Origin of the sequence: Paraburkholderia humisilvae, assembly GCF_902859855.1 — a bacterium.
In the GTDB taxonomy this organism is placed as follows: domain Bacteria; phylum Pseudomonadota; class Gammaproteobacteria; order Burkholderiales; family Burkholderiaceae; genus Paraburkholderia; species Paraburkholderia humisilvae.
The window spans coordinates 38,628-51,385 of record NZ_CADIKH010000009.1; the positions used below are offsets into that span (position 1 = coordinate 38,628).

The window sequence follows — 12,758 nt, forward strand, 5'->3', positions numbered from 1 at the left end:
CTTCTACGATTGCTGCTGCTGCGGGAGTGGTGGCGAAATCTCGAACGTCGCCGCATTTGCGGCGAGCGGCAGCATTTGCCCGGAATGCCAGATGACCGTCGAGGTAGAGTGGCGCGATGTTCACGATGAGCCTGAAGTTGTGCTTCGGGCACAAGGAATTTCGATTGCGAGTAACGAGATGATCGGTGTGGACTTCGACCCGGGCTACCTTCGTACATGCATGGAGTTGTGGAAGGCGGCACTGGATATGACCATACCGGTTCACGACGCCTTCAAGATTCATTTCATGGCAAATAGGCGCCCGCTGCTTGAGGGGTATGTTAAGACCGGGAATGCCTGGTTGATGACACTTCGATGCATGAGGACAACATCCGGTGGGGAAGCGCTTGACCAGCTTCGGGCAGAGATCAAGGAATTCATCGACTGGGCCGAAGATGGACTTCGAGCGCTTGACGCACTACGGCCGGGCTGATTCGAATTGTGAGCGGTGCGCAGTTCGTCGACGCGCCCGGCAATTTGCGGGCACAACGACGTACGCTTCCTGACGGGAAACTGGCGCGGCCATGCTCCGCCATTCGCGTCGTATGAATTCTGAAAGTTTTATTCCATCACAGAGACACAGCTGGCCCAGAAAGGTCCCGGTTGGGTATCCACGCGCGATTTCTGCTTAAGTTTTCCCGTCAAGCGCCGTATACATCAGATGAAACCGCGCCCGTTCATTGTTGCTGCTTATCCTTCGTGCGCTTCCTCTCGAATAATCGCAGCGTAATGCGCCGGTGAACTGCTTTTTCGCTGCTCCGATTGAACAGGAAAAGTCGTGGAGCAAATGCGTCGCTGGAAGCCCCGTACGGGCACCTACGTCTTACTTCTGATCTGCCTTCTCTACCTGCTTCAATACAGTGACCGCGTCAACATCTCAACGGCCGCGAGCGCGATCAGCCATGACCTCCACCTATCAAATACGCAGCTAGGCTTTGCATTTTCGGCATTTGCCTATCCCTATGCGATCGTGCAGCTTTTTGGCGGATGGCTCGCCGATCGCTTCGGACCGCGCCGCGTACTCACCCTGTTTGGCCTGATTGTCGCGCTTGCGTCAATGCTGACCGCTTTTGCTAACGGTCTCGTCATGCTGGCGGCTTTTCGCTTCCTGCTCGGACTGGGTGAGGCGCCTTCGCTGGCCACCGCGACGTCCGCGATGTCACGTTGGCTTCCCGCCGGTCGAAGGGGTTTCGCACAGGGCGTAACGCATGCCTGCTCAAGGCTCGGGAATGCCCTGACGCCACCGCTGGTTGCATTGCTGATTTCCTTATGGAGCTGGCGCGCAGCCTTCGTTTTCGCCGGCCTTGCGGGGATCGTGTGGGTTGCCGTGTGGCATGGGTACTTCCGCGACGAACCGTCCGGTCATCGTGGCGTGTCGCCAGAGGAGCTTGCGTCCTTGCCCGAACGCGCTGATGAACACCGGCCGCAGATTCCAGTGCGCAAGCTACTGCGCCGAATTCTGCCACTGACGATTGTGGACTTCTGCTATGCATGGACGCTGTGGGTCTATCTGACATGGCTGCCGTCCTTCTTCCTCCACAGTTACCACCTCAAACTCAGCGATTCCGCGCTCTACACGGCCGGCGTATTCGTTGCAGGTATCTTTGGTGACACCCTCGGCGGCGTGCTTAGCGACCGGATATACCAGCGAACCGGTGACCTTCAGAAGGCGAGGCGCAACGTAATCGTGACCGGCCTCGCGGGTTCGCTGGTGTTCCTCGCACCCGTTCTCCTCGTCAAGGATCTGACAATCGTGTCCGCGAGCCTGTGCCTCGCGTTCTTCTCAATGGAGCTGGTCATTGCACCGCTCTGGGCTGTACCGATGGATATCGCACCGCGTTACGCGGGCACGGCGAGCAGCTTCATGAATATCGGCTTCGGTCTTGCCGGCATCCTTTCTCCGCTCACTTTCGGCTACGTACTTGACCTCACGGGTGACTGGCATCTGCCGTTTGCATTCTCGATCGCACTGCTTGTCGTCGGTATCGTCGTTTCATTCTGGATGCGCCCGGACCGCGCATTCTCCGACAGTGAAGTGATTGTGACGGAGAGGGCAGCTGCGCCATAGAGTTGGAGCGCTGTCATCTGGTCAGGACTGTTCGATTCGTAGCTCCCTTCAGGACTCCAACCATGCAACTTGATGACGAAGAAAAAGCGATGCTCGCCGGCGAAATGGGCGAGATAGCAAAACTTGCGCTGGAACACCAGATCCAGGTCGGCGACTTCTTCGGCGCACGTGACTTCGTGCCAGTAACGCAGGCGCACATCATGGCCGATACCGAATCTCTCGGTCAGGCTGGCGTCATGTGGCTCGAGAAACTTGCCGACGCGAGGGACGGCAGGAACCAGGTACGCGTGCCGACCATTACCGACCCGCGGGGCACAGACTTTACGCATGCGGACGATCTTGGCCAGGCGAGCTGGATGCTCGAGCTCGAACGTCGCGCCATCGCCGCGTTCGAGAAGCTCGGTGTCGCCATGACGGACACCTGCATTAACTATCAAACGGTGCTTGCCGCAACACGCGGAGAGCACGTTGCCTTCGGCGACACCGGCGTCGTCATCTACTCGAACTCGGTGTGCGGTGCGCGTTCGAATTTCGAAGGTGGACCGTCCGCACTGTCCGCGGGACTGACAGGCCGTACACCGCGCTATGGCTTTCATCTCGAAGCGCGGCGTCAGGCCACGCTGCGCGTTCAGGTCGACTGGACGCCGCGCAAGCTCGACGAATGGGGTGCCCTTGGAGGTGTGATCGGCCGGCTCGCCGGCAACTACTGGCAGGTGCCTGTGATCGACGGCATCGACCGGGCGCCGACGTCCGACGAACTGAAGCACTTCGGCGCCGCGATGGCAAGCTTCGGCTCGGTCGCGATGTTCCATATGGTCGGCGTCACCCCGGAAGCGCAGACACTTCTGGACACCGGGGGTGAAAAACTGGCTCCACAACTCGTTGGCCGCGCGGACGTCGAGGCGCTGATCCAGAGCTATCGCGTAGACAGGAACGTTGATGTCGTCGTGTTCTCCGCGCCTCAGTTGAGCCTTTACGAGCTTCGCGCGCTTGCTGCGCTCTGTGACGGTCGCCAGTTCAAGGTTCCGCTGCTTGCCGTCACGAGCCCGCAGGTCAAACCGGACTGCGATCGCTTCGGCATTACGAGGCGCATCGAAGCGGCAGGCGGCACCGTGCTTGCGGGCATGTGCTTTTACCAGTCATACGCGCGAGAGATCGCAGAAGCCAAAGGGTGGAAGCGCCTTGCGACGAACAGCGCGAAACTCGTCAACATTCTTGGTGGATACGGCTACGCGCCCATGCTTGCGTCGATGGAGGCATGCGTGCAGGCCGCGGAAAGAGGGGAACTGCAATGACCGAACTGCTTCTTACCGCGCGCCACGCGATGGGCCGAAAAGTGTCTGGCGAGGCACTGGTGGCCAACGATGGCTTTTCGGCGCGTTATGACCTCAACCGTCTGCGCGGCGTCTTCTCGCGGCCGGCTCATAAGCTGGCCGGTCAGTCCTACATTGGCAAGGTCCTCGTTCTCGATACCGCAAAGGGCGGCGTGGCGAGCGCATGGATGCTCAAGGAGATGCAGTCGCGGGACATGGTGCCGCTAGCACTTGTATTCAATAGCGTTAATCCGATACTGGCACAAGGCGCGGCGCTCGGCGGAATCAGCATGCTGGCGGGTTTCGATGCAGACGTCACGTCTCTGGTGCCGCATGGCGCATTGGTGGAAGTGGACCCTGGTGCAAAAACGCTGCGCGTGCTCGAAGGCCGAGCGCACCAGGCGACCGTTGAAGCGGGATCATTGCCGACGGTCCGGTTCGTCGACCCACGTTGAGCGGGGCGCGTTGCGCCGCTCAACGCGGTATTGAGCCAGCACAACTACGCAAGGGAGCAGAAAAAGATGCAGTGGTTTAAGAACGCTACGGTATTCACCCAGCTGCTGCTGGGTTTTTCAGCGGTGATGGTCCTGCTCGTCCTGGTTGGTGCGATAGGACTTGTCGAGGTGAGGACCGAGAATCAGCACGTCGTCAATCTGCGCGATGATCAGTTGCCGTCGGTGGAACACGGTCTGCAGATGCTCGCGGGCCTGCGCGCGATCCGTATTGGAGAGTGGGGCGCCGTGGCATCGACGTCCGCCGAGGGCGACCACAGTTCGGATCAGATCCTCGGTGCCGCTATAACGGATTATGACAAGGTGGCAGGGCAATACGAGCATCTCGCAACGTCGCCGGAGCAGAAAGCCGCCTTCGAGCGTCTGCACACGATGACGCCGCAGTACTACGATTTTGACCAGAAGGTCCGCGAACTCGCGAAGCAGCGTAAGCAAGCCGAGGCGATTGAGCTGCTTCACGGCCCGGCGAACGCATTGCGCAAGTCGATGGAAAAGGACGTGCTGGCGTTGGTCGATTCGGACCTTCAGCAGGCGGTGGAAGAAGGGCAGGCGGCAGAGGCCGCTTTTTCGCGAGCCATCGTCCTGATCATTGGGCTAGCTGCGACTGCCGTGCTGGTTGCATTCGCCCTGGCAATGGGGATCGCACGCAGGCTCTCCCGACAACTGGGCGGCGAACCACGTGTCGCCGCGGCGATCGCGGAAACGATTGCGAGCGGCAACGTCGGCATCACGGTGCCGTTGAGAGCTGGCGACCGATCGAGTCTTATGCATTCGCTTGGCGTGATGAGAGACCAGTTGCAGTCGATCGTACGTGGCATCAAGGACTCGAGCGCCTCCATTTCGGCTTCTGCCGGCGAAATCGCTCAGGGCAACACCGATCTGTCGCAGCGCACCGAGGAGCAGGCTGCATCGCTCGAAGAAACGGCCTCGAGCATGGAGCAGCTAACCGCGACCGTGCGGCAGAACGCCGATAACGCGCGTCAGGCAACCACGCTTGCCGGCGCAGCATCGCAGGTCGCGCAGCGCGGCGGCGACGTGATCGGACGGGTGGTGGACACCATGCACGGGATATCCGACAGTTCGGCGAAAGTCGCGGAAATCATCGGTGTCGTCGAAGGCATCGCGTTCCAGACGAACATTCTTGCGCTTAATGCGGCGGTGGAAGCGGCTCGCGCCGGCGAACAGGGGCGAGGGTTCGCCGTCGTAGCCGCCGAAGTACGTACGCTCGCGCAGCGAAGCGCGAACGCCGCGAAGGAGATCAAGGAATTGATCAACGAGTCGCGGGAGCGTGTAGGCGCCGGGACGAATCTCGTCGATGAAGCTGGCGAGACCATCAGGGAGATTGTCCAGTCGGTGCGGCGCGTGACGGATATCATGAGCGAGATCTCAGCGGCCTCTGAGGAGCAAAGTGTTGGCATCGAGCAGATCAATCGCGCTGTCGCTCAAATGGATCAGGTCACGCAGCAAAACGCAGCGCTCGTCGAAGAAGCATCAGCCGCGGCTCACTCAATGTCCCATCAGGCAAGGGAACTGCTCGGAGCAGTGGACGTGTTCAAGCTCGGCGGCACACCACAGATGGCGTTCTGAGCTTTGTTCTGGCCGATAGCTGGATAGCCAGCACGTCTTGAACATGATCCGGTTGCGCGCAGAATTGACTCATGCGCGCAACCATCACTCCCTCCGTACCCACCCTCCGGCCGCTTCCCGCAGAAGCCCAGCGTGTCCTATCGCTGCTCGCCACTCACACCTATGAACAGGTCGCACTGACGACGGGGTGGTCGCGCGGTCGCATCTATGCGTTGGCGCTTGCCACCGGTACGCGCAAGACCGAAGCACGCATTCGGGAGCGTGCCGACCAGCGCCGCAAGCGCCAGTGGGAAACGTTCCAGTCGATGATGGATACCACGGTCAGGGCGGACGTGCTCGACTTCCTCGAGGCAATCCCGGATGACTCAGTGTCGCTCCACGTCACGAGCACGCCGTACAACATAGGCAAGCAATATGGAGACGGCATTGCGGCCGACCGCATGCGCTATGTCTATTTTCACGGCTGGCTAATGCAGGTGGTCAGCGAGATCGGGCGCACGCTCAAGGCGGGCGGCGTCGTATGTCTGAACGTCGGCAAGACCGTTGACTGGCAGGAACGACTCATGCCAATGGACGTAATGCTCTTCGAAAACCTGCGTGCGGCAGGCCTCACGTTTCAGGACCGAATAGTCTTGACGTCGCAGCACGGGTTGACGCCGAAACGAAGACTTGCCGGTCGGCATGAAATGGTACTGGTATTCAGCAAGGGCGAGCCGGCCGTCTTCAATCCGACACCCGCGCGTACACCGCAGAAAAATCCTGGCAAGCGTGCGTACAAGGGGCCGAACCGCGGCAAGTTGTCGGGCAGTCCCCTGGGCGCGCATCCGACTGACGTCTGGGACGATATCGGTCAAGTGCGTCACAACCATCCGGAACGGAAACACGGCGACCACCCAGCGCAGTTCCCGGTTGCGCTACCAAGACGCGCGATTCTGCTCTATACAAACCCGGGTGACGTCGTCTGTGACACATTCTGCGGCAGCGGATCGAGCGCGGTGGCGGCGGTAGAAACCGGGCGGCATTTCATCGGCGCGGACCTCTTCTACGAGGATCTGCGTGCGGCGCGCATCGCGGCGGCGCGGCCAGACACGGTATCTCCGTTGCCGGGCGTATGCGACGAAAGTCTCGCGGTCTGGCAGGCCGAGGCGCGTCGCGTTGAGCACCCAGCCCGGGCAGACAACGCGGATCTGTTCAACGTCGCGTAGCCATAGGGCGGTCAAGAGCCCTCAGCACCAATAGTGACCCGCATCGGAAGCGATCCACAGACAGGATCTGCATTTCAGGCCTGCTGTCTCTTCGGAGCAGCGGGCTTTTCTTTTTGCTGGCGTGACTCCAGCGCCAAACGCCTTTAGCTCGCACGAAACATCGCCGGATGGGCTCTCATTCGCCGTTTCTACTTCCAGGAACGCTCCGTAAACTTCGGGCTTGACGTAGGCGAATCAGCGGCAATTCTCGCTTCCTGTCGGGAATTATGCGCATCACCGACACGAGTGTCGACTTAGCGCCGTGGCGAGCATGTGGCTCGATCTGAGGGCTCTTGAAACAGCGAGACGATCCGGTAGGGTTAAGCCAGATAGTTCCTGGCACGAATTAACCCAAGCGAAGACCTAACGGATGAAGGCAGTTATCCACCATTTCTCGAAGCCGTCAACCCGGACGGCCAAGTACGAAGTTGAGAACCTGAAGATCGAGGTCGATCTCCCGTTTGTCCCGGTGACTGGCATGTCACTACAGGTAACGCCCGCCGGCAGCTTCCTCGTCGTCGAGCAGGTCATGTGGGCAATCAATGAGCCGGATGTCCTGCAGGTTTTCACCGAGGAACCCCAAGACGATTTCGACGTGCGGCCGTACCGCGAAATGGTCGAGCAAGGCTGGCGCAAGGGCTGACGGCCGGGATACATGATGACAAACACAACTGCCTTCCTCGGTTACTTCACGCTGGTCAACTGGGCCGTGATTGCGCAAATCGCGTTGCTGGACCTCACCCTGAGCGCCAACAATGCGGCCGTTGCGGCACCGTCCTGCGCGGCGCTTCCGTCGCCGCAACGGCGTCAGGCAATGATGCTCGGCGGCGCGGCTGCCATCGCTCTGCGTGCGGCGCTGCTCGCGATTCTGCGCCACGTGATCGGCCTGCCATACATCCGGGCAATCGGTGGCGCGTATCTCTGCTTTGCCGGCTATCAGTTGCTGACCCAGACGAGCGCGATGCCAGCAAACGGGACCGGGTTCACGAGCATCGGTTCTGCGATCAGGGCCATCGCGCTCGGCGATGTGCTGATGAGCATAGACAACGTTCTAGCCATCAGTGCGATCACGCGACAGCTGCCGCACAACGGCATCGCATACGGCGTGGCCGGAGTCTGCCTGAGCATTCCGGTCGTCATGTTCGGCGCCAGCCTTATGGCCACGGTCATCGAACGGCTACCGGTCGTGATGTGGATCGGCGCCGGCCTCCTTGGCTGGGTCGGCGTCGACCTTGCCCTATCCGAGCAACACCTCGAATCCTTCCGTTACCTCTCCGACGTCCCGATTGCGGGCAGGGAAGTACCTGTCGCGCAAATCGTGGGTTTTTGTGCAGTCGTTCTTGTCGCCCGCATCGCAAACCGGAGGGCCGCTCGTTCGCGGGCCCTGAACCTCAACTGACTTTTCATCCAACAAACGGGGCCGCTATGACCTTCCTTTCCGTGATCGACTGGAGCGCGATTCTCAAGATCATCGTGCTCGACATCATGCTCGGCGTCGATAACGCCGTCGTGATCGCACTGGCATGCGCTGCGTTGCCGGCCGCTCTGCGGCTTCGCGCACTGCTGCTCGGAACGCTCGGCGCGGTCGTGCTACGAGGCGCGCTGCTCGCTGCCGCGAACTACCTGATGGATATCCCGTATCTCAAGATCGCCGCGGGCGCTTACCTTCTTTACATCGGCTACAAGCTGCTGGTCGCAAGCGACGACGATGATCCGAGCGTCAAGCAGCACGAGAAGGTGCTGGCGGCCGTCTGGACGATCGTCGTCGCCGATCTGATGATGAGCCTCGACAACGTGCTCGCCGTGGCCGCTGCGGCGCACAGCTCGACCGCGCACAGCACTCTGTACGCGGTGGCAGGCGTGTGCGTGAGCATCCCCGTGATTGTCTTCGGCGCGGGCATTCTGACGTCCCTCATGGACCGCATTCCCGCGATCATCTGGTTCGGAGGCGGGCTGCTCGGATGGGTCGGCGCGGAAATGATCCTTTCCGACGCGCTGCTCTCTGGGGTCGCTGACCGTGCGTCTCTGCCGCTCGCCGGCTACGCCGTGCCGCTCGCCAATCTCGCCGGTTTCATGCTCGTCGTTTGCGCCGCGTACCTCATGCGCCGCCGGGCCGGGCACAAGCAACATCAACAGGCCGACGCCACCGTCTAAGGAGCCGCCATGCAACCGACCAGCTTCGGCGTGACATCCTCGCCGTACCTTTCGCTTTCGCCAACGCTCACGCCCGCCGCAATCGACGTGGTTCAGGGGCTCACGCTGCCCGCGAACTTCCCGGTTCAACTGCAGCCCGAGCAGATCGCGAAGATCCGGCAGCGCGTCGGGTCATTCGACTTCGCGCAGATCAGGCAGGAGCAGATCGCCACGCTCGGCGCGGAGCCGACGCTCGCGCTGAACCGCATCCTCGACGCCTACCTCACCCGCATCAACCGCGCCGAAAGCCCGCAGATCTTCAAGCTGATCCCGGCGCTCGATGAGGCCGTCGCGAAGGAGCGGCTGGGCGAGCTCGCGGACAGCATCCTGAACGCCAAACCGAGCGTCATCGACCGGCTGCGCGGGATGCTTAGCAAGCGCAGCCGCGTTCGCGTCCTGAACCGCGTGTACGAGGACCTCAGTCGCGACGCGAAGAAGAAGTCAAAGACGCTCTCGGACGTCGTGGAAGGCATGGAGGGCAAGCTCACGCTGGAACTGAAGAATCTTGGTGCGGAACTACTCGAACTCGAGTCGATGAAGAACGAGTACCGGGGCATTTTCGTGGCGTTCGCGGAAGAGACGGTCTTCCTGCAGAACGTATTGAAGAAGGCCAAGGCCGAGGCGCCGGCGCTGCTCGCGGCCGCCGGCCCGGATCTCGCCCGCCAGCAGGAAATACAGGACAAGCTGCAGTCGCTCGAATCGGTCGCGGTGGCCCGCGAAACGATGATGACGCGAATGCCGGCCGAGCAGATCGTCATCCGGCAGGTCCAGAACGCGGCCATCTCGACCGTGCAGGAAGTTGTCACGACGATGGGCGATCGCTTCGCCAGCATCCGCATGACGCTGATTACGATCAACGGCACGCAGATGATCCAGAACGTGCAACGTCTCGCCGAGTCGGGCGCAAATCTCGACAACAACCTCCAGGAGGTGCGTGCCCACCTCATGCAGGGCGTGGTTACCAACGCGGCGCAAGCGCCGGGCAACAACCGCGTCGAGCAGGCCAACAGCCTGAAGCGCGTTGTCGCCGATACGCAGGCGCTGCAAACGATCGTCGAGAACGCGCGGGTCAGTAACCAGGCGAAGTTCGAAGAAGCCCGCAACACCCTTGCCGGCGTTCGCCAGGACCTCCTGGCGCTCGGCATGAAAGTCAACCCCGCGGCCCCTCTCGTGCCGCAATCCTACTGAGGAGAACCATGAGCTCACTCGTTCTGAATCTCACCAAACCCGGCGATGAAGCACCGAAGCTGGCGCTTAATCTCAGCAAGGGCGACCTGTTCAAGGTCCGCCTGTCGTGGGACGGCGATACCGACCTCGACCTGCACGCGTTCGTGGCCACGAACACCGGCGGCGGCGCCAAGGTCTCGAGCCTCGACGACATCCTTTCCACGTACAACGTGGTGCGTACCGTTAGCGGTCAGCAGGTCGGCACGATCGCGCAAGCGGCCGACCGGACGTTCTCGATCCGGGGCGGCGCGCTCGTACATAGCCCGGACGCACGCGACGGCAACGCGGACGGCGACGACGAATACATCGTGATCCAGCCCGACCGGCTCGCGCCGCCGGCTGCCGGCCAGCTCGAGATTCCGCTGATCGCGATGATTCACCCGCAATCGTCGGGCAAGACATTCAAGTCGGTGGCAAACCCGCGCGTCATCGTCGAGGACGGCAACGGCAGGCCGCTGCTCAACGTTTCCCTATCGACCGAGTTCGGCCAGTTTGTCGGCGTCCACATGGGCTCGATCGTGATCGAGAACGATGGGGCGTCGTCCTTCGAAGGCATCGCCGCCGGTTTCAACGTCGATTTCAACGGCGTGCTCGAGCACTTCTCCTGATCGGCGCGAGGCACTTCGGTAATGGTGATTCCGGTGACGACGATCGGCGGCGGCAAAGATGACGACGGGTTGCCCAGTGAAGGGCAGGAAAAGACCTCGCCGTCTTTGACGCCGACGAGGATCAGTCCGACCGCGATGCCGGGCGGACAACCGGCAGCGGCGGCGGGACCCGCCGGGCCGGCGCAACCGCGCCACGGCCCGATCGCTCCTACAAGGATTGGTGCCGAGGCGTCGCGCCCGGCGCCGGCAGCGGATCCGCAAGCGCCTGCCATTCGCTCTGCGCCCCGTGTCCCGATCGCGGTGTCGGGCATCGGCGGCGCGTCAGCGAAAGCCGTGCCGCTGGAAACGCTGGCGCGTCGCTTCCCGGATGCCAAACCGGACGTACTCGCTCGCGCCCGCGCGGCATTGCTTGGCTACGGAAACGCCGCCGCGGGCGAGACGGACTGGCTGACCTTTGGCGTGGCCGAGCAATCGACCGTCAACGCCGCTCTGAAGGATCAGGTTGCGCTACTCGAATCCCCAGGGCGGCGCGACGCATCGGCCCACGTCGCCCGCCTGCACGAGATTCTCACCGACGTGCTGGGCGCGATGGAAGGGGGCTTTTTCCGGAAGTCGGCACACACGGTATGGCAGCAGCACTCGACCGAGATCAGTCACCTCGAAACGCTGCTGAATCGCGCCGGCGACGAGCTACGACGGATGCTGGACAGCATTGCGGAACTGCACCGGCGCTATGCCACTGCGGTGGAGGAACTGCAGTCCCGCTTCGTCGCGGGACAGTACCTGCTCGATGGCATGAGCCGTAACGACTCGGCGCATCTCCTGCAGTCCCGCCTGATGGCGCTCACGGCGTCGCAGACGTTGGCCCAGGAGAACAGGTTGCACCTCCAGCAGCAGGAAGCAGGGCTGCGCGAGCTCGCTGTCCTGATCCAGGACGGCGTGCTGGTCAAGCTTCCGTCGGTGGTAACGCAAATCGCGGCGCTGCCCGACAAGCCGACCGACACGGATCGCTACCTCGCGCGTGAAGCACTCAGCAATCTCACTCAACTCTTCGAAAGGAGCCGTACATGGCATTGACCCTCAATCTGGAAAAGGCAACCGCCGCTCTCAAACTCAATCTGCAAAAGGCTGGCATCCACACGCCGCCGGAACTCGAAGTCGGTCTAGGCCTCGACGTGTCCGGCTCGTTCGAGGACGAGCACGTCGACGGCATCACGAACACGCTCATCACGCGCCTGATACCGTGGGCGCTGGCCTTCGACCCGGACAAAAAAATCGACTGCTTCACGTTTTCGGACGGCCCGCATCACGTGCACGACGTCGGGCCGATCACCGTTGAGAACCTCGAAGGTTTCGTCAAGAAGCACGTGATCGGCCGCGTCGACGGCTGGAAAGGCGGCACCGACTACTCCTACGTAGTCGAGAGCTATCTCGCCCACTTCGGCTGGGCTCAGGTCGTCGAAAAAGCTGGTTTCCTCGGCAAGCTGTTTGGACAGAAGGATCGCGTCATCGCGAGCGGCGAGAAGCGCAAGAGCCTCGTCATGGTCATCACGGACGGCGAGAACACCGACCAGCAGCGCACGATCGAGGTGCTCCGCGCATCCGAGCAGAGGAAGGACGAGGTGTACTTCATCTTCCTCGGCGTGTCGAACCAGGGGTCGCAATTCCCCTTCATCGAACGGCTGGGCGACATGTTCGGCAACGTCGGCTTCTACGGTATCTCGAACCTGCGCAGCTTCGTCCAGTTGACCGATGATCAGTTTAATGAGGCGCTGATCACCGACGAGCTGATCGACTGGCTGAAATCGTAAGCGCGGCGGGCCGGTGTCGAGGCGATTTCGACGCCGGCGGCTTGGCCGATCACGCACCAGCGGATCGTGGCGCGGGCGACTGTCTCGATACGCAATGAGCGGCGGCTTGAGCCACGTGGCCGGATCGGACCGCGACCGGCTGAAGTCGTGTCAGGA

General features: G+C 61.8%; 13 protein-coding genes. All 13 read left to right on the plus strand.

The annotated features are described in order from the left end of the window. Positions 1 to 91: 91 nt before the first annotated feature. The 13 genes from HV796_RS11010 (at position 92) to HV796_RS11070 (ending at position 12,602) form a co-directional block, all read left to right on the plus strand. Positions 92 to 472: a hypothetical protein gene (locus HV796_RS11010; RefSeq protein WP_175226509.1), complete on the plus strand. Its 381-nt coding sequence runs from the start codon at positions 92 to 94 to the stop codon at positions 470 to 472. Between the two features lie 354 nt (positions 473 to 826). Further along, positions 827 to 2,107 (plus strand): MFS transporter, encoded by a 1,281-nt coding sequence (locus HV796_RS11015; RefSeq protein WP_175226764.1) that lies wholly within the window; start codon positions 827 to 829, stop codon positions 2,105 to 2,107. 62 nt (positions 2,108 to 2,169) lie between these two features. Further along, positions 2,170 to 3,402 carry an aconitase X gene (locus HV796_RS11020; RefSeq protein ID WP_175226510.1) on the plus strand — a complete coding sequence of 411 codons (1,233 nt, stop codon included), beginning with the start codon at positions 2,170 to 2,172 and terminating at the stop codon, positions 3,400 to 3,402. Continuing rightward, entirely contained in the window at positions 3,399 to 3,875 is a 477-nt protein-coding gene (locus HV796_RS11025; protein ID WP_175226511.1) for an aconitase X swivel domain-containing protein, read from the plus strand. The genes HV796_RS11020 and HV796_RS11025 overlap by 4 nt, the downstream gene beginning before the upstream one ends. 66 nt (positions 3,876 to 3,941) lie before the next feature. After that, positions 3,942 to 5,519 (plus strand): methyl-accepting chemotaxis protein, encoded by a 1,578-nt coding sequence (locus HV796_RS11030; protein ID WP_175226512.1) that lies wholly within the window; start codon positions 3,942 to 3,944, stop codon positions 5,517 to 5,519. A 71-nt stretch (positions 5,520 to 5,590) separates the two neighbouring features. Continuing rightward, positions 5,591 to 6,724, plus strand: coding sequence for a DNA-methyltransferase (locus tag HV796_RS11035; protein WP_175226513.1), 1,134 nt, complete (start codon positions 5,591 to 5,593; stop codon positions 6,722 to 6,724). Positions 6,725 to 7,133: 409 nt separating this feature from the next. After that, the gene (locus tag HV796_RS11040; RefSeq protein ID WP_175226514.1) at positions 7,134 to 7,406 is read left to right on the plus strand and encodes a hypothetical protein; all 273 of its coding nucleotides are present in this window, start codon (positions 7,134 to 7,136) and stop codon (positions 7,404 to 7,406) included. Positions 7,407 to 7,472: 66 nt separating this feature from the next. Next, entirely contained in the window at positions 7,473 to 8,162 is a 690-nt protein-coding gene (locus HV796_RS11045) for a TerC family protein (RefSeq protein ID WP_175226515.1), read from the plus strand. A gap of 26 nt (positions 8,163 to 8,188) precedes the next feature. Further along, positions 8,189 to 8,917: a YjbE family putative metal transport protein gene (locus HV796_RS11050; RefSeq protein WP_175226516.1), complete on the plus strand. Its 729-nt coding sequence runs from the start codon at positions 8,189 to 8,191 to the stop codon at positions 8,915 to 8,917. A 9-nt stretch (positions 8,918 to 8,926) separates the two neighbouring features. After that, a complete protein-coding gene (locus HV796_RS11055; RefSeq protein ID WP_175226517.1) occupies positions 8,927 to 10,144 on the plus strand; it encodes a hypothetical protein in 1,218 nt (405 codons plus the stop codon). Positions 10,145 to 10,152: 8 nt separating this feature from the next. Next, a complete protein-coding gene (locus tag HV796_RS11060) occupies positions 10,153 to 10,791 on the plus strand; it encodes a TerD family protein (protein WP_175226518.1) in 639 nt (212 codons plus the stop codon). 33 nt (positions 10,792 to 10,824) lie between these two features. Continuing rightward, a complete protein-coding gene (locus HV796_RS11065) occupies positions 10,825 to 11,868 on the plus strand; it encodes a hypothetical protein (RefSeq protein WP_175226519.1) in 1,044 nt (347 codons plus the stop codon). Continuing rightward, complete coding sequence (locus HV796_RS11070; RefSeq protein WP_175226520.1) at positions 11,859 to 12,602, plus strand: VWA domain-containing protein; 744 nt, start codon at positions 11,859 to 11,861, stop codon at positions 12,600 to 12,602. The genes HV796_RS11065 and HV796_RS11070 overlap by 10 nt, the downstream gene beginning before the upstream one ends. Positions 12,603 to 12,758 lie beyond the last annotated feature (156 nt).